At 41.7% G+C, this 22063-nt stretch carries 20 protein-coding genes; 10 read left to right on the forward strand and 10 right to left on the reverse strand.

The window, feature by feature from the left end; genetic code table 11:
- Window positions 1-916 precede the first annotated feature (916 nt).
- Entirely contained in the window at window positions 917-2317 is a 1401-nt protein-coding gene (ltrA, locus tag Q0590_RS29865; RefSeq protein ID WP_302041321.1) for a group II intron reverse transcriptase/maturase, read from the forward strand.
- Here ltrA and Q0590_RS29870 read toward each other — a convergent pair.
- Window positions 2280-3134: a helix-turn-helix domain-containing protein gene (locus tag Q0590_RS29870; protein WP_302041322.1), complete on the reverse strand. Its 855-nt coding sequence runs from the start codon at window positions 3132-3134 to the stop codon at window positions 2280-2282. The two genes, ltrA and Q0590_RS29870, sit on opposite strands and share 38 nt — an antisense overlap.
- A gap of 266 nt (window positions 3135-3400) precedes the next feature.
- On the opposite strand from Q0590_RS29870, the gene Q0590_RS29875 reads away from it, so the two are divergent.
- The 5 genes from Q0590_RS29875 to Q0590_RS29895 all read left to right on the forward strand — a co-directional run bounded on the left by Q0590_RS29875 (window position 3401) and on the right by Q0590_RS29895 (window position 6912).
- Window positions 3401-3958, forward strand: coding sequence for a carboxymuconolactone decarboxylase family protein (locus Q0590_RS29875; protein WP_302041323.1), 558 nt, complete (start codon window positions 3401-3403; stop codon window positions 3956-3958).
- A 93-nt stretch (window positions 3959-4051) separates the two neighbouring features.
- Window positions 4052-4963, forward strand: coding sequence for a PNPOx family protein (locus Q0590_RS29880; RefSeq protein WP_302041324.1), 912 nt, complete (start codon window positions 4052-4054; stop codon window positions 4961-4963).
- Between the two features lie 136 nt (window positions 4964-5099).
- Complete coding sequence (locus Q0590_RS29885; RefSeq protein ID WP_302041325.1) at window positions 5100-5576, forward strand: nucleoside deaminase; 477 nt, start codon at window positions 5100-5102, stop codon at window positions 5574-5576.
- Window positions 5577-5582: 6 nt separating this feature from the next.
- The gene (locus Q0590_RS29890) at window positions 5583-5816 is read left to right on the forward strand and encodes a hypothetical protein (protein ID WP_302041326.1); all 234 of its coding nucleotides are present in this window, start codon (window positions 5583-5585) and stop codon (window positions 5814-5816) included.
- A gap of 169 nt (window positions 5817-5985) precedes the next feature.
- The gene (locus Q0590_RS29895) at window positions 5986-6912 is read left to right on the forward strand and encodes an SDR family NAD(P)-dependent oxidoreductase (protein WP_302041327.1); all 927 of its coding nucleotides are present in this window, start codon (window positions 5986-5988) and stop codon (window positions 6910-6912) included.
- A 663-nt stretch (window positions 6913-7575) separates the two neighbouring features.
- On the opposite strand, the gene Q0590_RS29900 is transcribed toward Q0590_RS29895, so the two are convergent.
- The 3 genes from Q0590_RS29900 to Q0590_RS29910 form a co-directional block, all read right to left on the reverse strand.
- Window positions 7576-7737 carry a hypothetical protein gene (locus tag Q0590_RS29900; protein ID WP_302041328.1) on the reverse strand — a complete coding sequence of 54 codons (162 nt, stop codon included), beginning with the start codon at window positions 7735-7737 and terminating at the stop codon, window positions 7576-7578.
- 311 nt (window positions 7738-8048) lie between these two features.
- Complete coding sequence (locus Q0590_RS29905; protein WP_302041329.1) at window positions 8049-8345, reverse strand: hypothetical protein; 297 nt, start codon at window positions 8343-8345, stop codon at window positions 8049-8051.
- Window positions 8346-8466: 121 nt separating this feature from the next.
- The gene (locus Q0590_RS29910) at window positions 8467-9129 is read right to left on the reverse strand and encodes a porin family protein (protein ID WP_302041330.1); all 663 of its coding nucleotides are present in this window, start codon (window positions 9127-9129) and stop codon (window positions 8467-8469) included.
- Window positions 9130-9458: 329 nt separating this feature from the next.
- Between Q0590_RS29910 and Q0590_RS29915 the strand changes: the two genes are divergently transcribed.
- From Q0590_RS29915 to Q0590_RS29925, 3 genes are all read left to right on the forward strand, one after another.
- Window positions 9459-10523, forward strand: coding sequence for a cyclic nucleotide-binding domain-containing protein (locus Q0590_RS29915; RefSeq protein WP_366970541.1), 1065 nt, complete (start codon window positions 9459-9461; stop codon window positions 10521-10523).
- A gap of 292 nt (window positions 10524-10815) precedes the next feature.
- Window positions 10816-14064, forward strand: a complete 3249-nt coding sequence (locus Q0590_RS29920; RefSeq protein ID WP_302041331.1) for a CheR family methyltransferase — start codon at window positions 10816-10818, stop codon at window positions 14062-14064.
- Window positions 14065-14134: 70 nt separating this feature from the next.
- Entirely contained in the window at window positions 14135-14371 is a 237-nt protein-coding gene (locus Q0590_RS29925) for a hypothetical protein (protein WP_302041332.1), read from the forward strand.
- Between the two features lie 578 nt (window positions 14372-14949).
- On the opposite strand, the gene Q0590_RS29930 is transcribed toward Q0590_RS29925, so the two are convergent.
- The 6 genes from Q0590_RS29930 to Q0590_RS29955 form a co-directional block, all read right to left on the reverse strand.
- Window positions 14950-15276 (reverse strand): hypothetical protein, encoded by a 327-nt coding sequence (locus Q0590_RS29930; protein WP_302041333.1) that lies wholly within the window; start codon window positions 15274-15276, stop codon window positions 14950-14952.
- A gap of 131 nt (window positions 15277-15407) precedes the next feature.
- Window positions 15408-16373: an SPFH domain-containing protein gene (locus Q0590_RS29935; protein ID WP_302041334.1), complete on the reverse strand. Its 966-nt coding sequence runs from the start codon at window positions 16371-16373 to the stop codon at window positions 15408-15410.
- Between the two features lie 2 nt (window positions 16374-16375).
- Window positions 16376-16843, reverse strand: coding sequence for an NfeD family protein (locus tag Q0590_RS29940; RefSeq protein WP_302041335.1), 468 nt, complete (start codon window positions 16841-16843; stop codon window positions 16376-16378).
- Window positions 16844-17147: 304 nt separating this feature from the next.
- The gene (locus Q0590_RS29945; RefSeq protein ID WP_302041336.1) at window positions 17148-17360 is read right to left on the reverse strand and encodes a hypothetical protein; all 213 of its coding nucleotides are present in this window, start codon (window positions 17358-17360) and stop codon (window positions 17148-17150) included.
- Between the two features lie 99 nt (window positions 17361-17459).
- The gene (locus Q0590_RS29950; protein ID WP_302041337.1) at window positions 17460-18362 is read right to left on the reverse strand and encodes a hypothetical protein; all 903 of its coding nucleotides are present in this window, start codon (window positions 18360-18362) and stop codon (window positions 17460-17462) included.
- 195 nt (window positions 18363-18557) lie between these two features.
- Window positions 18558-19118 carry a helix-turn-helix domain-containing protein gene (locus tag Q0590_RS29955; RefSeq protein ID WP_302041338.1) on the reverse strand — a complete coding sequence of 187 codons (561 nt, stop codon included), beginning with the start codon at window positions 19116-19118 and terminating at the stop codon, window positions 18558-18560.
- Window positions 19119-19828: 710 nt separating this feature from the next.
- Here Q0590_RS29955 and Q0590_RS29960 point away from each other — a divergent pair.
- Window positions 19829-22003, forward strand: a complete 2175-nt coding sequence (locus Q0590_RS29960; RefSeq protein ID WP_302041339.1) for a sensor histidine kinase — start codon at window positions 19829-19831, stop codon at window positions 22001-22003.
- Window positions 22004-22063 lie beyond the last annotated feature (60 nt).

Genomic DNA, 22063 nt, shown 5'->3' on the forward strand with positions numbered 1-22063 from the left:
CTTTCCCATATGGGAACTATAACATGTTTATACTTAATTTTGTCCCCATACTTATATTTATTTATTCCAGATAATAATTGCTTCATTAAAGCTGAAAATGTAAGCAATCCAAAAACACCTTCTTCAGCCATAGCTTTAAGTATGCTTTGTCTCTAACTATACCATCTAATTGCCTTTCTGTGATGATTTAAGCTTAAAATTTTGCTTTGCCCTCCTTGCTGCCAACTGCTGTAATTATGGCTACAAACACTATTGGCCTCTTTGATCTTTATCTGTATTTACAAGATTTTACAACATACAAACTGCAGAGTACAGATATTTCTACAAGTAAATCCTTATTTCATATAGCCAAGAAAAGGGGCTTCATGGAAAACTGGGTTGAATAAGGTATCTCTAAATTTTTCAGGCGTGAGGCCTGTATGTGTGTGCCCAGTATGGGCATCTGGTATCGAAGATACCATATTATTCCAGAGGGTGCAAGCCCCTTACAAGCGAGTTGGCGAAGCTTGTTAGCAAGTCGCAAGGTGGTTTGTCGCGAGACACGCACTGAAGAAAGCGAAACTGCAAAATCCGGTCCTGACAGACAGGAACGGCATAAGAGGCCAGGTATGATGGGTAAGCAAGCACATCTTTGTGAAGCCCCTGACCAACAAATCATATTTGGTAGATGCCGCAGGAATCGGAGGAAGGAATATGCTCTTACCTGGGGAGATCTCTTAGCGTCGGGTACGCCAAGGAGAAGTCAGCAGAGACCATAGTAGCCTTAGGAAACGAGCTGCCATAGAGAGGCAGAGGCCTCACAGACAAGGTGAAGGGTTGAACGTTAAGTTGCTGCAAATGCGGTCAGGAGGTTCAAACCTTGAGTTTGCCAGCCTACCCTAAATGCAGCAGAGAAAACTACAAGTAGTAAACTAAAATGATTGAGAAAGTAATAAACCGCAAGAATCTGCTCAAAGCCTACCATCAGGTGCTGTCCAATAAAGGGGCAGCAGGCGCAGATGGGATGGGCGTAAAAGCACTAGCAGTACACCTGAAAGAAAACGGGCAGCAGCTAGTGGAGTCAGTTCGTGCAGGCAGTTATCTGCCTCAACCCATCTTAGGGGTAGAAATACCCAAAGCCAATGGCAAGAAGCGCCTCTTAGGCATTCCTGCCGTTTCTGAAAGATGGCTCCAACAGGCTGTCCATCAGGTGATAGCTCCCCTATTTGAGCTTGATTTCACAGCGCACAGCTACGGCTTTAGGCCTCATCGTCATGCACAGCAGGCGGTAAAACAAGCCCACAAGTACATCCATGAAGGTTACAGTGCTATTTTAGATATAGACCTGCAAAACTTCTTTGATGAAGTAGACCATTGTCTACTCTTGCAGCTTGTATACCGCAAAGTCAAATGCCCACTTACCCTACGGCTGATCCGCAAATGGCTCAAAGCTCCCATCCTCATCGATGGAAAGCTGAGCAAACGCAGAAAAGGCGTTCCGCAAGGTAGCCCACTTTCTCCCTTGCTATCCAATATCTTCTTACATGAATTGGATAAGTTTTTGGACAAGAACAAACTTCGCTACGTGCGCTATGCCGATGATGCAAGCATTTATGCTAAAACGCCTTACCTGGCCCAAAGAGCAGCCAAAAACATAACTCTCTTCGTAGAGGGAAAGCTTGGACTGATCATCAACCGGGAAAAGAGCGGCATCCGCAAACCGGCTGAGTTTGAAATTCTGGGTTACAAACTGGTACCTTCTTTCAAAAAGGGGAAAAGGGGCAAATACCTGCTGGCTGTCAGTGAGAAAAGCTGGCACAAGTTCAAAGAGAAACTCAAATCCATCACCAGGAAAACAACACCTAAGTCTTTTGAGATGCGCATGCAAGCCTTGAAAGAAGTCCAAAGAGGCTGGCTCAATTACTTCCGTTTAGGCAGGATCTATGGCAAACTCCGGGATCTGGATGGCTGGCTGCGCAACAGGATTCGGTATTGTATCTGGCATGACTGGAAGAAACCCGAACGGAGAAGGAAGAACTTTATTCGGTTAGGAGTTTCCAAAGATCAGGCCTATGCCTGGAGCAGGACAAGAATGGGCGGATGGGCGGTGGCTCAAAGTCCCATGCTCAACACGACTATCACCCTGGAACGGTTGAGAAAAAGAGGTTATGAAACCATGCTTGATTACTACTTGAAAGTAGCTCCACAATTTAACGAACCGCTGTATAGGGAAATGAGCACGCGAGTGCGACATTTCCGGGCGAAGCCCCTACGTACAGTGGTGTGTGAGGCGCTCCCCGTCAGTTTATCTGGCGGGGCCGTCTACACGATTTTTTAAAAAACTTTGTAAAGTAAGAATTATCGGCAAAATTCAGTTGATCAGCAACTTCAGAGATAGTTAATGCTAGATTGGTTAAAAGGCGTTTAGCTTCTAGCATAATACGGTCCCGTATTACTTCGCCAGCAGACAGGCCTAGCATCTCATTACACAGTGTATTTAAATGACTCGGCGTGATAAACAGCAGTTCGGCATACTCTTTAGGCAACTTTAAAGAAGTATAATTTTTTTCAACTAATTTCTGGTACTTGCGGACTAACGTATAATTAAAAGCTGTTGCTTGGTGTGTTGGATTTTCAAAATTTAACCTGCCAATCAGTATAAAGAGTTGCAATAACAAAACCCTGACCATATCTTGACTTAACCGCTGAAGTGCTTCACTTTCATAGACAAGCTTTTCAAATAGATCAAGCACTATTGGCTGCAAGTTATCGGGTAAATCAACCACAGAATCCTCCCCGCTGCCGCTAAAAAACGGAAACTGTTCCAGATAGTCTGTCTTTAAAAGTAAAGACTGAAAAAACTGGGTGGAAAAATTTACCACATAGCCATCTACTTTTCCTTCAAAGCTCCAGCTATGCACCTGGCCTGGCACCATAAAATATAGTTGATACGGCTTAACTAGAAAACTTTGAAAATCGATGGCATGGCTGCCAGCACCTTCTGTAAATAAAACTAGATGGTAAAAACTATGTTTGTGTGACAAAATCAGGTTTTGATGTTTTTCTAGGTAAGAGGCAAACCGGCTGATTATAATATCCTCCTGGTTTGATTGGGATAAATTGCAAATGTTAAAAATAGGAAATTGCGTTTTCATTCTTTGCAATCAGTTGTAACAAGTATTGAACAGAGAAATTAGAAATGAGAAACTTAAAGCATACTGGGCCACAAATTGCTTTTAGTGCCTCACTTGTTGAAAATAAAGATTTATTACCATATAAGCAATAAATGGTACCATAGATTAGCTATTACTCTTGCTACCTTTAAACCAACAAATCAGGGTATTTGATCATATAACTAAATTCATATAGAGAAGTCCATTCAACCAACAAACAAGAAAGACAAGTTACATAAATTTTAAAGATGATGAAAAACATTCAGGTTCCAGACAAGGAACAAGTGAGCGAAGAGTCTCAAGAATTATTCGGCCAACTCCAAAAACGCCTGGGGAAAGTTCCCAATTTGTATGCTACCATAGGTTACTCGGCCCATGCCCTAAAAGCTTTTCTTCAATTTGAAGAATCTTTAAATCATGGTGCATTTAATGCCAAAGAACGGGAAGCCATTGCATTAGTGGTATCAGAAGTAAACGGATGTAACTATTGCCTCGCTGCCCATACAGTAGCTGCTCTTAAAAGAGGATTTACCCAGGAAGAAACTTTTTTGATCAGAAGCGGACGGGCTAGTGAACAGAAAATGAATACCATTGTACAGTTAGCGAAGTCCATTGCTGAGAATAAAGGTAAACCCGAAGAAGGTACAGTAGAGCAGTTTTTTAGTATAGGATATACGGAAGCTGCCTTAATGGACCTGATTGGCCTGGTGACGGTACGGATATATACAAATTATGTATATGCACTAACCCATATTCCAGTAGATTTTCCGGCTGCTCAACCACTGCCTTATTCCCTTCAGGAGTAAAGCAAGTTTTGAGAGCTGTTATTTCAATGATGTATGCTTTTAGTCTAGGCTCTTCTGCCATTTAACTTTCTTTCACCTTTATCCCTTTTACAGATGATCTCCTCTCTTTTTCATCATGGCGAACTAGAAATGCAACAAAAAACGGGTGAGCAAATGTCTGCTTACCGGAACGGACGGATAGTGGTTCCATATATTGTGGAGGGAGCCGCAACATATATCGAGCAGCAGACCTTTGTCATTGTCAGCAGCCAGGACGGACAGGGGCGTATCTGGACTTCTATCCTCTCCGGGGAAAAGGGGTATATGAAAGTACTTGATGAAAAAACGCTTCTTTTGTTTCCTGGGCTTACTCACTCTAACCCTGCTGACTTTTTCTGGCACAACATAGCGCATTATCCATTTACCGGAATGCTTTTTATAGAACCTGCTACCCGCCGCAGATACCGGGTGAATGGGCAAGTTAAGGTGGAGAAAGATAGGTTGCTCATATCAGTACAGCAGGCATATGTGAATTGTCCCAAGTACATTCAAAGCCGCAAAGTTACAGGTGGTAAAAAGCCCATTTACCAGGATGGAATTACCAAAGGCACGGCTCTTACCGGTGAATTAATGAACTGGATAAAGGCAGCCGACACCTTTTTTGTAGGTAGCAGTAATGGAGGACAAGAGTTGGATGCATCTCACCGTGGTGGAAATCCTGGTTTTGTAGATATACTAAATCCTTCTACCCTTCGCATACCAGATTACCGGGGAAACAGCATGTATAATACCTTGGGCAATTTCCTGAGCTATCCTCAGGCAGGCCTGCTATTTATTGATTTTCAAGCTTACAGAACACTTCAGCTAACAGGAAAAGCATCTGTGACGCAAGAAAATTCCTTAATAAAGCAAAGAGAGGTTACAGGCCGCTACTGGACTTTGGTAATAGAAGAATGGGCTTTATTAGACAATATTTCGGACACTGTATGGACATTCATGGACTATTCTCCTTACAATCCCTTATAAAGGTTGAGAAATTCAAGATAGCTTTTATTATGTAGGTATTTAATAAAAAAAAATCCTACAGGGCTGGCAGGAAATGAACAGCTACTTTAGAAATTTTTAGAGCACCCTAAGAAGGTAAGCAGTAAGACTACATAAGATGGAAGAAATATTGCATTTAGAAGAACATGAAAAGTGGATGCGTATCTGCCTGGAATTAGGCAGAATGGCTTTGCAAAGCGGCAATCCACCGGTAGGGTCTATTATTGTACAGGATGGAAAGCTGATAGGAGAAGGCATAGAAGCCGGGAAAAGCAAGAAAGATATTACCTATCATGCAGAAATAGAAGCTATCCGGGATGCAATCACAAAAACACAGCAACAGGACTTACGTGAAGCTAGCCTTTACACTACCCATGAACCATGCCTGATGTGCTCTTATGTAATCAGGCATTACAAAATAACTAAGGTCATAGTAGGAACACCAGTTCCTGTAATTGGAGGTTTCTCCTCGGCCTATCCGCTACTGGTAGCAACCGATATTGACATATGGTCTGCTCCGCCACATATCATAACTAATGTACTGAAAGAAGATTGCCAAGCACTTACTCACGCATATGAACAAAAACAAAAATAAACTAAGATGGTAACGCTGTATTATTCGCCAACAACAAAACAACTCACTTCCTGGCAGGACCGCCTGGAAAGAATGGCTATTAAACACGAGTTAGTGATGCAACAGGACCTCTCCCAGCCACAACTCCAATATGGAGAAGATCATGTACAGGGAACGGAGGCTATTGAAGTTTATCTGGATAAGCTGGAAGATTTTGTGAAAAGCTGGTATGAGGACCGTTGCGATAAATATGAGTTTTAAGGGCAGAGGCCAAATGAATTATCTTCTAGGCATAAACATAGGATAAGCATATAATCAACAAACCAACAGACCTTACTAATCTCTGACCAGACATTAGTTTACCCGTCATCTGTAGGAGATGATATAAGCTAAACTATTAGTAAAACAGTAGTTAAATAATGACAATTTTATGGAATTAATAAAAACAAACTTTGGCTTTCATTCCACAGCCGACCAGGTTATGGATGGAATAGACCTAACCGGAAAAAGAGCTATTGTGACAGGGGCTTCATCGGGAATAGGCATTGAAACTGCACGTGCTCTAGCGAAAGCTGGTGCCGAAGTGACAATGGCTGTGAGAAATGTAGAAGCAGGAAATAAGGTTGCTAGTGAGATAATAGCCAGTACCGGAAATAAGAAAATATATGTTGCTCCACTCAATTTAGAGGATCTCCAATCCATCAATACATTTGTAGCTAGCTGGCAGGAACCTTTACATATATTAATTAATAATGCTGGCGTAATGGCAATACCGGAATTGCAAAAAACAGCTAATGGGATTGAGATGCAGTTTATGACCAACTATCTCGGCCATTTTGCCTTAGCAGTAGGGTTGTATGATGCGTTGGCAAGTGCTGGCTCTGCCCGAATCGTAGTTGTCAGTTCAAGTGGTCATTTGCTATCCCCGGTTGTTTATGATGATATCAATTTTTTATTTAGAGCCTATGACCCCTGGCTCTCATATGGGCAAGCCAAAACTGCCTGTATTTTATTTGCTGTTGGTGCTACCATGCGCTGGGCCGAAAAAGGAATAACCGTGAATGCATTAAATCCAGGTGCCATTTTAACAAATCTACAAAAGCATGTAGGAGGAAAATTACGTTCTGCGCCAGAGCTACATAAAACACCACAGCAAGGAGCGGCAACCACCCATTTATTAGCTGCTTCCCCATTGCTTGATGGCCGGGGCGGACATTATTTTGAAAATTGCAATGAAGCCATTACCGTTACAAAAAGACCTGACAATTATGAAGGTGTTGCCATATATGCTCTCAACAAGGACAATGCTGACCATTTGTGGAACCTATCCTTACAATTCCTTACTCAATTAAGTTGATTCTACAGCCTTAGTCAATACAGCTGTGCTACTACCATTTTAGAGACAACCTATCAACTAATGAGTAGCAGCCAACATCAATATGATAATTAACAGAATTTGCCTTGAATAAGAATAATACATTTATTTCAAGTCCTGTTAGTGAAAATAATGCCAAGTGATACCATTGGGGTGATTTACAATAAGAATGGAAAGAGGTCATTAGCAAACCGGGTGAAATTTGTTTTGAGATTCACCTCAGAGATGAATACAGTTTAAAAAGTAATCCGCTTATTACCCCCTTCCGGAAACTGGTGAAAAACGGGTTATTATCAGTTTTAGGGCCGTAGGAGAGGGGCATATTTCTTCTATTGTGTTCCGTAGGGCTTTGCTGGATAAAGAGGCTACTATTCATGTATTGCCTGTCAGTAACTACATTGATGAGGCTGACATGATTCATGGTGCAGTGTACAACAAAAAAATATTTTTTGAAAATGCTTCTACCACTCAGATAGACCCTCTCAGATAGGTCCTCAGGTATTAGAAGTAGTGGCAGGGAAATTCTATAAAAATGTTGTCAGGGATTAAAGAGAGTAAATAAGTAAACCTCTGGATTGGGCCATACAGGTTGGGAAGTATTGTACCGGTATGGCTTCTGTCCAGAGGCTACTCTCTTAACATACCTTATTTTTTATTCTTCTTAGGAGAAGACTGCTTTCTCATGGAGTCTTCCCTGGAGCCTGGTGCATTGGCAGGAGCCACTTTGGATTTGGAACTATCTGTCAGATGGACTTTGTGGTCATCTTGTTGTAAAGATTTTTTATAATCACTGTTATCTTTGGACATGTTGGTATGGTTTAGTGTAGGCAAAGGTGCCTGTTTATATATAGTAGTAATATGAAGTACCACTTAACGGTGGCGTATAGCAAATAAGGTGTAGCAAAGCAAAAGCACTGGGTTATGTAGGCAACTGGTAATGGTGCTTCCGGAAAATATATAAATGGCATAAGTAGAAGCAGACAACGTGCTGGATAAAAGCACTATGGGGTTGGCCCATTCAGTCAAGAAAATCTGTAGCAGAGGTCTCTGGGTAGACTGTTTCACATTGAAAATCTGCTCTACTTATGTCAGTATTTTACCAATTCTTTATATACTTACTAGCCCTGTAGCAAATCCTTAATAAACGCTACTATCTGTCTGTTAATACTGATAATTAGTACGGCAAACAATACAATAGTTAGTAACAGGCAAATGCCTATAGCCCCTGTGCGGCCTGTTCCCCAGTGTAAAAGCTGTTTGTAGATGGGGTACAGGATCATAGCCAATAGCAGCAACGAAGCAAACGGTATCAGCATTGACCTCATAGATACCATGCCATATGCGCCTAGTGAAAGAATACTCATAGCCGTAGCAATGTTCACCAAAAGTCCGGCATTATGGTCTGTAACTGACATAGCTCAATGGATAGTTGTAAGGGTTGCCACTTGCACTTTACGCGCACAACAGTATGTAAAGAAAAGAGAGTAGGCAGTTAGTTTAGCAACAAACTACTTTCTTAATCCCTATCGATCAGGTTTAAAACCCGATGCCAACAAAAACCTGGGCTACAGAATTCTTGGCATTTTTGGTGATTTGCCCGGCAATATCACTTTTACCGATTTCTCTCAGCCCATAATTGTAGCGGACACCTAATTGAAATCCTTTAATATCCAAGGCCAAACCTCCGGCTAGTCCATAGTCAATTGAATTAAAATCATCCTTATCCAGGTCTAATACAGTGCCGGTAGTTAAATCTTGTTTTAAGTTTTTTACGTTGGCATTGAACAGATAAGAAATATACGGGCCTGCCTGAATGCTGATAGGGCCTAAGGTTGCTGAGGCTAATACAGGTAGGTCTACATAGTTGAGATTAAACCGTACCTCGCCATCTTGTGTAAAAGGAATATTCTGATACTGGCCTATTTTGGTGCCTTTCGAAGACCAGAGTAATTCTGGCTGAATAGCAAAAAACTCCCCAATAGGTGCCTTCATCCATAAGCCCGCATGTAAGCCCACTTTCGCCTTTTCATCGGTAACTTCATCTATATACAGGTTGGAAAGGTTAACTCCCCCTTTTACCCCGAAACGGAACTGTTTGTCGTCTTGTGCCTGAGCTGTAAATGCACCTGTTAGTAAACAGGTGGCCAATAGGCTTGATAAAATCCATGTAGTAAAAATTGAACGTTTTGCTGGTTTCATGATTTTGTTAGTTTACTTAGCTGTGATTATGACAGGTAAAACTCTGGTAAGTAAAAGAAGGTGTACCTGGCACCCCACAAAGATAGGGTAGTAGAGGCGGCCCCCAAATGACAGGTATCAGCCTGGAAACATAGCTGGATGATTGTTGTCAGCTATTAGTTTAGCCTGGGAAGCATCTGCTTACAGGAGCAGAAAGTTGTGTGTTTTCTGCGTATCTCTTGGTTATATCCCTCCTTAATTTTACTTCACAAAATATTTTCTGCATAAATAAGCCGAATCTTAGCGATTTGGTGTTTAAGGACTAAGACTAATCTGCGGGGGAACAGGGTATGCTGAAAACAATATTGCTAATTGAGAGTGGTCAGGGGCATTTGCCAAACACCAGCGAAGTTCTGGAACTGGCCAGTTACCAGGTGTTGCAGGCAGGCAATGGGGTGCTGGGGGTAGAATTAGCTATACAATCTTCTCCCGACCTGATCCTCTGCGATATTCTGGTGCCGGAGCTGGATGGTTTTGGAGTCCTGCATATTCTGAAAAAAAACCCGCTGACGGAGCGTATCCCGTTTATCTTTATGAGTGAAAAAGATAAAAAAGGGGATTTCAGAAAAGGCATGAGTGCCGGGGCCGACGATTACCTGATCAAACCTTTTGATGATACAAACTTTCTGCAAGCCGTAGAAATGCAGCTAAAAAAGATAGAGCTGCAACAAGCAGAGGCGGCAAAAAATCTCCATCCGGCTACGGATTTTCCCCAGGAAACCAAGGGATTAGGTGAACTGCAAGTATTGCTGGCAGATAAATACCGGACGATAGACTATGCTAAAAAGCAGGTGTTGTTTTGGGAAGGAGAACTTCCTACCTGCTTATACTATATTATCAGTGGGAAAATAAAGGTATTTAAAACAGATCCGGCCGGCAATGAATACATTACCCATATTTGCTCGCAAGGAGATTATATTGGCTACAGTAACCTGTTAGAAGGCACTACCTACTCAACGTCTGCTGAAGCTATGGAAGATTCACTGGTGTGTACCATCCGGAAAGAGGACTTTCTGTTTTTGCTTTACCATAACCACGATGTAGCCAATCAGTTCATTAAAATGCTTTCGACAGATGTAGTGCACCAGGAAACACGCATGATGAACCTGGCTTACCATTCAGTACGCAAGAGAGTAGCAGAGGCGCTGCTTTTGTTTCAAAGCAAATACCATCCGGAAGGAATTCAGTCCAGGGAAATGGTTATTTCCAGAGAAGATCTGTCCAACCTGGTAGGGGCCTCTAAAGAAACCGTGATCCGGGTGCTGAGTGATTTTAAAGAGGAAGGCTTAATCAAAACCACCAAAAACAGTATTACTGTTCTTAATTTTACCAAATTGCTGCATCTGAAGAATTAATCCCTGCATTGACCAGCATCATTCTACGGGTGAAGCAGCGTGATACATATCATAGGAATGCCTTACTTCATCTACTACTTTTACAGGGAGCCAGTGAGTAAACGGTAGAGGTCTTCCATGCACCATTCCCTTAGTTTCCTGTTGCTATTTTAGCTCTGTGGGCCTTGCCTTACAGCCTCCTTTGCATACACATTACCCGTTACCTGCACACCTTTTTGAAGACTCACTGTCTCAAAATCTAATTTTTGCCAGTTCCATTGACGCTGCCATAAGGCTTATCCAGTTACGTAGTATGAAAACCACCTTAACTCACCAATATATTATTGCTATCGGCACCTCGGCTGGTGGAGTAGAAGCGTTAGAGTCGTTCTTCGATCATACTTTCCCCGATGGCGTATCGTATGTCATCATCCAACATCTGTCTGTGGATTACCAAAGCCGGCTGGCGCATATAATAAGTAAACATAGTAAACTCGAAATTTGTGAAGCCACACAGGGAATGCCGGTAGAAGTGAACAAGGTATATGTAATTCCTCACAATAAGTATATGACCATCCGTAAGGGCGCTATGCATTTGACAAACAAACTCAGAACCGTTTCTCCTCACTTTACCATTGATACTTTTTTTAAGTCCCTGGCCGAAGAAAGAGGCAATAAAGCCATTGGCGTAGTTTTAACAGGAATAGGTAAGGATGGGACGGCAGGAATAAAAGCCATCCATAAAGCTGGGGGCATCGTACTGGTACAAGACCCGCTAACCGCCAAGTACCGGGATATGCCGGATTCTGCTATCGGAACCGGGTTTGTAAACCAGGTGCTTGCTACATCGGATATGCCCAAAGCTATTGAAACCTATGTATTGGATAATGCTTATGGCTACCGGCAGGGAAGCGAAGAAAATCATCAGGAAGCGGAGGCCAGTAATAGGGAAGAAGCTCACTTAATGGCTATTCTTGAGCTGATCAACAGCCAGATGCCCTATGATTTCTCGGGCTACAAGCAAGGTACCATTAAAAGAAGAATTAGCCGGAGAATGGCTGCCACACATACCGAGAGTCTGGAAGCTTACCGGACTTATCTTCAAAGCAATCCGGAGGAAGTAGCGTTTCTGGCCAATGATCTGTTGATTCATGTAACGGCTTTTTTCAGAGACGAAGAAGAATTTACTTATCTACAGACAACCATTATCCCGGCCATTGTAGACAATCACCCCCAGGAAGACATCCTGAAAATATGGTGTGCCGGCTGTGCAACCGGGGAAGAAGCCTATTCATTGGCTATAGTACTCAGCGAATACCTACAAAGAACCAGCCGGCAGCTAGAGGTAAAGATATTTGCAACAGACATTGACAAAAAGATGATCGGAATTGCCTCTAAGGGAATTTATTCGGAAAGCACCGCAAAAAACGTATCCCAGGAAAGGCTGGCTAATTTCTTTACCAGAATAGGCAATACCTTCAAAGTAAAACCAGAACTCCGGAAGATGCTTGTTTTCGCTACACACGATCTGGTAAAAAATCCGCCGTATTGCCACATGGATTTGGTTAGTTGCCGCAATGTGCTCATTTATATGACCCCGGTACTTCAGCAAAAAGTTCTCTCGATTCTTAATTTCGGCCTCAAGCAAGGAGGATATTTATTTTTAGGTTCCAGTGAGACGGCTAAACTTACTACACACGCTTTTGCAGAGATAAATAAAAAATGGAAAGTGTACCAGAAAACCGGTTCCTGGCTTGAAACAGGCCTTTATTCTTTTTCAGCACCAGTCATAGAAGATATAAAAATACTTTCGTTCCCGGATGTAAAGGGAGAAAAAAAAGCATACGTTAATCTCAATCTCATAGATGATATACATGAAGTGGTGATGCACGCTTCCGGATATGCAGGCGTTTGTCTGGATAAAAACTTAACCATTCTGCAAACTTTCGGGGACTTAAGTCCTTATCTGCTTCCCAAGGTTCTCAACTTTAATTTAGCGGAATTACTGCCCCGGTCGCTTTCAGGAATTTTTGGAGCAGCTGTCCACCGGGCTATTAAGCATAACGAGCGGGTAGTGCTCAAACGTATCCAGGTGAAAGAAGAAAGCCCTCTGTTAATAAATGTGCTGATAGAACCCTTTGTGGTTAGAAAAACTGCCCAGAAGTTAATCGTGGTGCTTTTCAGTGAAGATCATCCGGTGGAAAAAGAACCCAGGCAAGAGTCTTTTTTTGATCATGCCGTGCACACCAGTGAGTACATTGCCGATATGGAAGCGGAATTACGGGAGGCCCGGGAAAACCTGCAACAAGTATTTGAAAAAATTGAAGCATTTAATGAAAACAGACAATCGTTTAATGAAGAACTCCTTTCGGCAAACGAGGAAATGCAAAGTGCCAATGAAGAACTGCAATCGGTGAACGAAGAACTGCAAACCATCAATATTGAACATGGGCAGAAAATAAAAGAACTCCTCGAATTGAATGATGATTTTACTAACTATTTCCGCAGCAATGTCAATAGGCAATTATATGTAGACAAAGATTTGCTGCTTAAAAAGTTTTCTCCGGCTGTATTTACCCTCATCAATTTAAAAGAGACGGACCTGGGCCGGCCTATTGATCATATTACTACTAATTTACAATCCGGAAACCTGATCGCTGATCTTAAACAAGTACTTACCACCGGTGAAATCCTGGTGAGAGAATTGCAGGACGTACAAGGGCGGTGGTATCAGGTAACCACGATGCCCTATATCCGGCAAACAGGCAACCAGCAAGATGGCGCCATTATCACTTTTAATGATATCACCAGATTAAAGCTAGCCCAGCAAGCAGTAGACCAGAGCAATGAGAGCCTGCGCAGAATAAATGCGGATCTGGATAATTTTGTGTATGCGGCTTCCCACGATTTACTGGGCCCGTTGTCTGCGATTGAAGGCCTTGTTTATTTATTAAGAGCCCATCCGAATGCCGGGGATGTTAAATTAACTGAATACAATACCATGCTGGATGCATCTATTCAAAAATTTAAGGCTACTATTCAGGAACTGGCCCGTGTCGGAAAGATAGAAAGTCAGCAGCTGGAAGACCAGGCAAGTATTAACTTAAAAGAACTGCTTGGGGATATTAAATTGAGCCTTCTGGATAAAATTACAGCCTCCAATGCTAATATTCAGGAAAACCTGGAGGAAACTGAAATTAAATTTTCAAGGAAAAACCTGCGCAGTATTCTCTATAACCTGATTAGTAATGCTATTAAATTTACACCTGCCGGCCGCAGACCAGAAATTATAATTCGTACAAAAGCCAATGCCGGATTTGTTCAGCTGAGTATTTCAGATAATGGAATAGGGATAGCTGAAGAAGATAGGGGTTCTATTTTTACAAAGTACCAGCGGCTAAACCCGCACACCGACGGGCAAGGTATTGGCTTGTATCTGGTAAATAAAATAGTGGATGCTACGGGAGGGAAAATAGAAATTACCGGTAATAAAGGCCAGGGAACAACATTCACTATTTTTTTCAACAATCATCCGTCTGCTGAAAGAGTAAGTAATCTGTAGTTCAGTAAATTGTGACCTATCCAACCTAAACCAGTAGTTTCAAAAAAGTCTTTTTCTATAGTAGTTGTGTATGAAAAGAAAGCTTCCAAAAGACAAGCGAGCGTATATGAGCGCCAGAATAACCAAATTAAAGAGCGAGATATATATACTGCTAATAGATGAATTATTTATAGATTATGCCAAGGCAGGAAAAATGGTAGAAGGTAACGTATTCATGATCGGGGGCAACAAGAATATAGAAATTATTAAACAGATTAATAACAAAATACTTCAGATACAAACCCTACAAGCTCTGCTGAAAGTTTAGAACGTTTAGTACATCCGAACCTCGTGTTTGAGCTTCAAATGACCATACTTCTGCCTATGTGTCTGGCATAATCTGATACGAGCAGTCCAAAAGACGATTATTTTGAAAGCCATACAAGTTAGCTTTGAATGATTTCCTAAATCACTCCTTTATACATGTCATTTGCATTTAGTTGAAAATTAGGAACAATAGTGAAATACCTTGAGGATTTCTTCACTATACCTGATAAATTATTTGATTTAACCTACTTAGAATAAAGCTAACCTATGGTGTTTATTGAAAAAAGGAAGTATGTTAAGAGAAAGCTATGCTTAACTTTTTTGAGTTAGTTAAGAATCTGCCGGAATATAATCAGATTGTAAGTAGAATTAAAAGATACCTTCAATACAGATGCCCAGAAGATGAATTTAAACTGGCCCAAGCTCTCAATGGAACGTAGGCGAGAATTATGCAGTAAGATGAGTGCTACATAAGTGCGAATAACCGCTTTAAAAACGGAAGAAAATACCCTTACCACCTAGGGATATTTTTTTATATTCTAGTAAATGGATTAATGGCAGCCTCTGTATGAAATTTATCTAAAAATTTGGTAAGCTGTAGGGTTCGGCTTCCAGCGTTTTCAACAGGGAGTCATCCATAAAAATAGTAAGCAGTATACCGATTAATTCGCCGGCATATTTATTAACCGAAGAAGCGGCGTATTGGTTATGTACATCCATAAACACCAGTTCTACTTCTTTTTCTTTCAGAATATACCGGAAATAATACGGATAGTCTGCCTCTCTTGACCGTTGCAAATACTCATTTTGATTGTCAACTTTCCAGTGTGCATCCATCTGATGCAGCTGTTGCGCTACTTTGGTGAGGAATGCCTGCGGAGAATGTGTTATAATGCGAATAGCCATTTCAGGTATGTAGTTCTTAGATTAGTAAATATAGTAGCCGGATGATAGCCCTGTAAAATAGGCCAGAAAGGGAATAAAGTATAGAGCATGGTAGGTGTTACGTTCATACAACATCCGGTTCAACCCTGAGATCAGACGATTACTTTTTTTCCATTGCCATTGGTAAGCAAGGGCGGTTCTACTTTAGTTTTGTTCAATACTGAGGTAATGCTGGTGAGTACACCGGCAATATCTGAGAGGTCGGCTGGTACAATCATGGTATTATTCACTTTTGCCAGCTTGCCAAATTCGGTCAGGTATTGTTCGGCTACCCGTAGGTTTACTGCATTCATGCCACCCTCTTCATTAATAGACCGGGCTATTTCCGTTATACCTTTGGCCGTAGCTACCGCTACCAGTTCAATTTCTGTCGCCCTACCGGTTGCCTCATTTATCCGGCGTTGTTTTTCACCTTCCGAACGGGCAATAGTTTCCTGTTTTTCCCCTTCGGCCCGGTTTATTTTGGCTTGCTTATCACCTTCGGATTCTGCAATCAGGGCTCTTTTTTCCCGCTCGGCACGCATCTGCTTTTCCATGGCATCTTTAATACTCTGGGGGGGAGAAATATTTTTTACCTCATAGCGGGAGACTTTAATGCCCCACGGGCCACTGGCTTTATCTACTGCTTCCACAATACTTCCATTGACAGTTTCTCTTTCTTCAAACGTTTTGTCCAGTTCCATCTTTCCAATAATGCTACGCATGGTGGTCTGGGAAATCTGTACGACAGCAAACTTATAGTTATCAATTCCGTAGGAGGCTTTCAGCGGGTCGATCACCTGCAGATACAAAATGCCATCTACCTCTACGGCTATATTATCTTTAGTAATACATATCTGGGCGGCTACATCAATGGCTTGCTCTTTCTGGTTTTGCTTATAGGCAATTCTATCAATATAAGGAATTAGCACATGAAAACCTGCTTCCAGGGTACGGCTGTATTTACCCAGCCTTTCCACTATATAGGCAGAACGCTGAGGGACTACTTTAAAGCTGGAAAGAAAGGTTACTAACACAAAAAAGGTTAGTAGGATGAGTATAATGGTGGTTGCTGTCATAATTACGTTTTTTTTGCATTTACCAGAAGCAAAATGCTGTCATTGCCAATAATGGTTACCTGCTCGCCACGTTCAATTTTATCAGCAGAGCGGGCGTTCCAGTGGGTTCCTTTAAAATCTATTTTTCCGTCGCGGCCAGGCCCAATATGTGTTTCAGCCGTACCGGTTTTTCCCAGGAATTCATCTTCCAGCCCCCCTGCAAATTTTTTTGTCCACAGTATTTTTTTTATCCACTTTCTGAACAGCAGAATGGTGCCGATGGATGTACCTAAAAAAATAAGCAGCTGTATATTGGTTGAAGGATTAAATGCCAGCGAGAGCAAAGCCACTACCCAGGCACCTAGGGCAAAAAAGAACAGGATAAAGCCAGGCATAGCAAACTCGAGAATAAAAAAGAGTAATCCCAGAATAAACCACATCACCGCTGGGTTTGCAAAATTCTGTATGAAAAACTGGCTGATCGTGTTCATTAGAGTAAAAGTTGAGTGCAAATACGGTATCGGCATTGTTGGCGAAATTTACCAGCCAACAGGTTTAGCGCAGGAACTATCTGAAACGATACAGTAGATAATGGAAGGCTAAGCGTAAAATCCTGCAGCCGCATAGGTATATCAAAGATGCCTTTTATTTGCCTGAGATTTGTTACACATTGATTGAAATATGTTACATAAATCACGCATTTACCGGCAATAGAGGTTCCGTTAAATTGTATACAAGGCTAAAGCCTACCAGCAGATAATTCGTACGCGGGCATCACCTATTCGGCTAATAACATTATTCGTTCATAGCATTAAGCTGTTCTGAACGGTTCCTGATACAGGTTTCCAGATAAGAAATAATAGCTGTTAGTTCATCAGAGGCTTTATCATAGGATGCTTCCTCATAACACTCTACCAGGATACTGTGGATAAATTTGGTTGTTTTCATAGATAAATCCAGATGCACGATCGTATCTTCATCGGCAGGACCAGTAAAAAAGGTTTCCATTTTCATAATTCTTGTTCTAGTTGAAATAAGCTTGTAACTGATGTTTATAAAATTTCCTATACTGTAAATAAGCTTGTTATAATCTATAGCAGTGGGCTGTTAAATATGCTTTTTGTATAAATCTAACTGCTGTGTTTCGTCATCCTGTCCCTGCCGGTCAATAGTTTTTACGGACCTGCTGGTTGTTAACGGCTGACAATCTATGGCCAATAAAGGGATGGTTAAGGAAGTAGTAGTTAGTTGTTCGTTAGCCAGATTGGCGGTGTATGAATAGGGCAAACGTGCTTGCAGATTCGGCACAATGGCTATCAGATCTGCCTTCACCTGTTCGGCAAACCGGGTTATTCCTTCTGTCAGGGTTTCATGCTGAATGGTATGAAAAGAAGTATGTGGATAAGGAAACGATAAGTACATTTCTTTCATGCTCTCCAAAAATGGGCTTCCAACTGTCAGCGTTTGTGCCGGGGTAATTTGCAGAAAAATAATTTCGGCTCCAAAAGGCAAAGCTAAGTCTACGATAACCGAAAAGCGGTGATCTATATTCATTTCCTGGTTCATTATGACCAGAATTTTCTCGAATGGCTTGAAAGCAACTTCCTGCGGGATAAACAAAGCAGGGCATTTCGCCTGTTTAATAAGATTCACAATAGACTCTGAATTCATATCTCCCAGGCCAAAGTCGTTTTCTACCCCTACTACCAGAAGTTCTGCTTTTTCGCTGACCGCCTTCCAGGCAAGCGAGTATACGGTTTGTACTTGCCTGGTGGGGTCCGGATAAGCCGCCTGGTGCAGGTCTTTAGCAGAGTTCATTTTACCAGTTCTGCTACCTGAGAAGGGCTGGGTTAAGGGGAAGAGTCGCTGATAATTCCGGAACAGATTATCCATTAAAGGTTGCTCCTCTGTTAAAAGGTCAGATTGGGTTTCCTCCGAGAGTAAGGTAGCATAGGCAAAAGCATTTCTAGCGGTGGACGTTCTATTAATTGGACACAGAATGGTTTTCATATCGGTATATTTTTGCATGGAATAAAAGCCTGCCAGATTCACTCTGGTACAGCACATGGCTGTGAATCAGGCAGACAGGAAAAGTAACTTTCCCAGGTTACGAGAACCTGGCGTATGTGCAGCTACAGGACATACCAAAGTTGGGCATAAACAGGGTTGAAAGCCTTACATATCTATGTTCAGTAGTTACACATATCACATGTTTTCCAAATTGCTTTTGCGCTTTTCTTTAAGCTGCTTATAAAAAGTAGGGGAGAGGCCGGTAATTTTCTTAAACTGGTTAGACAAATGCGCCACGCTGCTGTAGTGCATTTTATAAGCAATTTCGGTAAGATTCAGATCATTATAGAGCAGCAATTCCTTTACCCGTTCAATTTTATGGATAATAATAAACTGCTGTATCGTAATTCCTTTTACTTCCGAAAATATATTAGACAGATACGTGTAATCGTAATCCAGTTTTTCACTGATGTAATCGGAATAATTCACTTTGGGTAGTTCATCCGAATAATGGATCAGTTCGGTAATTACATTTTTAATTTTTTCAATCAGGATGCTTTTGGTATCATCCAGTAATTCAAGTCCTGAGCGAAGGAGGTTCTCTTTCAATTGCTGGCGCTGCGCCGGCGTAAGGTCCTCCGGCGTTTCAACCATACCCAGGTCCACAACTCCATAGCGTACACCCAACTTTTTCAGTTCTTCTTCCACCATCATTTTGCACCGCAGGCTCACCATGTATTTGATATAAAGTTTCATTGAGTTTTGAGGAAATTTATAACTGGGTAATAAAAAAAGATCTGTAATGAACCATCTATTTGCTTAAAGGTAATAACTATACATAACTTGAAGGCTATAATACCTCTAATTGCCTGTTTCCGTTTTCAGAATTCTCTGTAGACATTTATTAAATCATAGGCTGTACTATAGTTTTGTGATAGAAGATAAGTGATGATGTTCAGTTTCACCTATCAATGATCATACGTAGAATGAACAAATAGTATATGGAATGGCAGCACTGAAACATACATATATGGATCATTTTGTAATATTATTTTTAAACTAAATCTACGATTAAAGATGCCTATAGATTAAGACATGGGAATTTGCCAGCTAGATACCTACTTTGTTTAACTGTATGGAATGCTAAATTATTCTCATTTAGTGGCTCATAAATCATATTCTACGGAAGCCTGTATGTAAGGAGTAGAGTGATAAATCTAGCTGTATTTCTAATTAAGAAGCGGGCTTTTATAAATGTGTAAAATGGCAAGCATAACAGGTATAGTTTAGTAAGTTATATACATATAAGTACTCTTTCCCTGCCTTCTACTTTTACGGGGACGTTCAAAGGTAGCAAACCGAAAACGCCCTTAGTGTCGTATACTACACATACTAATTCATCCTGAACCAAGAAAGCCTTAGCTAGAAAGATAAGTTTTAGTTATGTTCTCTTTTTATTTTTTCTAATGTATTCAAACAATCCTGCTGATAAGGAAAGCTTAGCCAATGACACCAATAACAATTACACAAATATGATATTTGGGGGAGGCGGCCATATGGGAGAACTTATGCGGGCTTACAATTGGGAGCAGCATCCCTTAGGGCCTCCAGGGCAGTGGCCTCAGAGTTTGCAGAATCTCATTCGCTTATTGCTTAACTCCCATTATCCAATGTTTATCTGGTGGTCTAATGAGCTATATATGTTCCATAATGACCCTTATTTGCCGGCTTTAGGAAAGAAACATCCGGGAGCCTTAGGAGCCAAAGCCTCTCAGATGTGGGCTGAAATATGGTGGCAGATTGGAGATATTGTGGAAAGAATACTATTGGGAGGCGCACCTTTTTACGCCCAAGACTTACTCATCTTGCTAGAGCGCAAAGGCTTTATGGAAGAAACCTACTGGACTTTTTCCTATAATCCGGCATTTACAGAGTCGGGAACGGTAGGCGGTATTTTTTGCGTTTGTCATGAAACTACGCCCTCTGTACTTGCCAAACGGCGATTGAATACGTTAAAAAGTTTAGCTGAGGTAGCTCCTCTGGCACAAACTGTTGAGCAAGTGAGTGCATTGTCTTGCCAGGCACTTGATCAGAACGAGTGGGATATTCCTTTTGGATTGATTTATTTAATAGAAGAGGGCAGCAGCAGAGCCAGGCTCACTGGCAAAACCAGAAGTTTGCCCACCGAAGGTGCGCCCCTTATGCTTGACCTGGCAATGTTGCAAGAGCCATTGCCTTTTGCTATGAAAGAGGTCATGAAAGCGAAAAGCAAACAAGTAATTACCTGCAATCTCGGTCATAGCAGAAATAATCTTCAAGAAAGCGCTTTCCAAATAGCTATCCTGCCGTTATTCAAAACAGGAAGTGAGCAAGCTATTGGTTTTTTTATAGTAGCTATCAGTAGACAGCTCGAATATAATAGCGATTATGAAAACTTTCAGGAATTAATAGCCGGACAGCTTGCTACTGCCCTCACGCATGTGTACGATCTTCAGGAAACTGATCGTCAACGTGAGCAACTCCATTCTCTGTTTATGCAGGCACCAGCCCCTATTGTCATTCTACATGGAGAATTGTTTGTTTTTGAACTCGTAAACCCAGCTTACCAGCAAATCTTTCCCGGACGCGACTTATTAGGCAAACCCTTACTAGAGGCGCTTCCTGAGGTTTCAGGAACTGTTATTACCGATATTCTTCAGCAGGTGTACCAAACGGGGAAAACCTTTGTTGCCCAGGAAATGCCTCTAATGCTGGCCCGCCATCAGGGAACTCCTTTAGAGCAGATCTACTGGACGTTCATTTATCAGGCTCGCCGTGACCGGCAGGGCAACATAGATGGAGTGCTTGTATTTGCTCATGAAGTCACTGATCAAGTACTGGCTCGCAGGCGGGTAGAGGAGAGCGCCCGGCAAGTGGCTGAAAGCAACCAGAAACTAGCGTTGGCTAATGAGCAGCTACAAAGAATTAATAATGATCTGGATACCTTTGTTTATACAGCCTCCCATGATCTAAAAGCTCCTATCTTAAATATTGAGGGGCTACTCAAAGCGCTGGACCGGCAAATAAGCAAAGAGGGCCTGCGGAATGACAGCATCGAGCAGATCTACGGATTACTTCATCATGCGGTGAATCGATTCAAAGCCACCATCGCAGACTTAACTGAAGTAGCCCGCATCGGCAAGGAAAACTTTGAAGATGTAACCAGTATTGATTTAGCCCTGATTCTAGCAGAGGTACTCCAAGATTTAGAGCCGCAGCGGGAGGAGGCCAGGGCCCAAATAGCGCTGCATCTGGACTGTCCGTTCGTACTCTTTTCTAGAAAAAACTTAAAGAGTATTCTCTATAACCTGCTCTCGAATGCCTTCAAGTACCGATCGGTAGACCGGGATTTGCAGGTAAGTATCAGTTGCTGCATACAGGGAGAATACTGTTTGCTCACTGTGAAAGATAATGGGCTAGGAATGGATATGCGTCAAGAAGAAAAGATTTTTGCATTATTCCAACGCCTGCATGCGCATGTAGAAGGAACAGGTATAGGCCTATATATTGTCAAGAAGATTCTCGAGAATGCCGGAGGTAGCATTGAGGTGGAAAGCCAGGTAGGGGTAGGCTCTACTTTTAAAGTTTATTTTAAGCGGTAAAGAGAGTATAACCTGTACTAATCATAACGTAAACGCCCCTTTTCGTATGATTTCTTTTTA

The organism is Rhodocytophaga aerolata, from assembly GCF_030503435.1.
Classification (GTDB): Bacteria; Bacteroidota; Bacteroidia; order Cytophagales; family 172606-1; genus Rhodocytophaga; species Rhodocytophaga aerolata.

Coding starts and splice junctions, on each gene's coding strand:
- ltrA (WP_302041321.1), top strand. CDS start 917: ATGATTGAGAAAGTAATAAACCGCAAGAATCTGCTCAAAGCCTACCAT.
- Q0590_RS29960 (WP_302041339.1), top strand. CDS start 19,829: ATGTATTCAAACAATCCTGCTGATAAGGAAAGCTTAGCCAATGACACC.
- Q0590_RS29875 (WP_302041323.1), top strand. CDS start 3,401: ATGATGAAAAACATTCAGGTTCCAGACAAGGAACAAGTGAGCGAAGAG.
- Q0590_RS29880 (WP_302041324.1), top strand. CDS start 4,052: ATGATCTCCTCTCTTTTTCATCATGGCGAACTAGAAATGCAACAAAAA.
- Q0590_RS29955 (WP_302041338.1), bottom strand. CDS start 19,118: ATGAAACTTTATATCAAATACATGGTGAGCCTGCGGTGCAAAATGATG.
- Q0590_RS29905 (WP_302041329.1), bottom strand. CDS start 8,345: ATGTCAGTTACAGACCATAATGCCGGACTTTTGGTGAACATTGCTACG.
- Q0590_RS29940 (WP_302041335.1), bottom strand. CDS start 16,843: ATGAACACGATCAGCCAGTTTTTCATACAGAATTTTGCAAACCCAGCG.
- Q0590_RS29885 (WP_302041325.1), top strand. CDS start 5,100: ATGGAAGAAATATTGCATTTAGAAGAACATGAAAAGTGGATGCGTATC.
- Q0590_RS29910 (WP_302041330.1), bottom strand. CDS start 9,129: ATGAAACCAGCAAAACGTTCAATTTTTACTACATGGATTTTATCAAGC.
- Q0590_RS29945 (WP_302041336.1), bottom strand. CDS start 17,360: ATGGAAACCTTTTTTACTGGTCCTGCCGATGAAGATACGATCGTGCAT.
- Q0590_RS29890 (WP_302041326.1), top strand. CDS start 5,583: ATGGTAACGCTGTATTATTCGCCAACAACAAAACAACTCACTTCCTGG.
- Q0590_RS29920 (WP_302041331.1), top strand. CDS start 10,816: ATGAAAACCACCTTAACTCACCAATATATTATTGCTATCGGCACCTCG.
- Q0590_RS29950 (WP_302041337.1), bottom strand. CDS start 18,362: ATGAAAACCATTCTGTGTCCAATTAATAGAACGTCCACCGCTAGAAAT.
- Q0590_RS29870 (WP_302041322.1), bottom strand. CDS start 3,134: ATGAAAACGCAATTTCCTATTTTTAACATTTGCAATTTATCCCAATCA.
- Q0590_RS29900 (WP_302041328.1), bottom strand. CDS start 7,737: ATGTCCAAAGATAACAGTGATTATAAAAAATCTTTACAACAAGATGAC.
- Q0590_RS29930 (WP_302041333.1), bottom strand. CDS start 15,276: ATGGCTATTCGCATTATAACACATTCTCCGCAGGCATTCCTCACCAAA.
- Q0590_RS29915 (WP_366970541.1), top strand. CDS start 9,459: ATGCTGAAAACAATATTGCTAATTGAGAGTGGTCAGGGGCATTTGCCA.
- Q0590_RS29925 (WP_302041332.1), top strand. CDS start 14,135: ATGAAAAGAAAGCTTCCAAAAGACAAGCGAGCGTATATGAGCGCCAGA.
- Q0590_RS29935 (WP_302041334.1), bottom strand. CDS start 16,373: ATGACAGCAACCACCATTATACTCATCCTACTAACCTTTTTTGTGTTA.
- Q0590_RS29895 (WP_302041327.1), top strand. CDS start 5,986: ATGGAATTAATAAAAACAAACTTTGGCTTTCATTCCACAGCCGACCAG.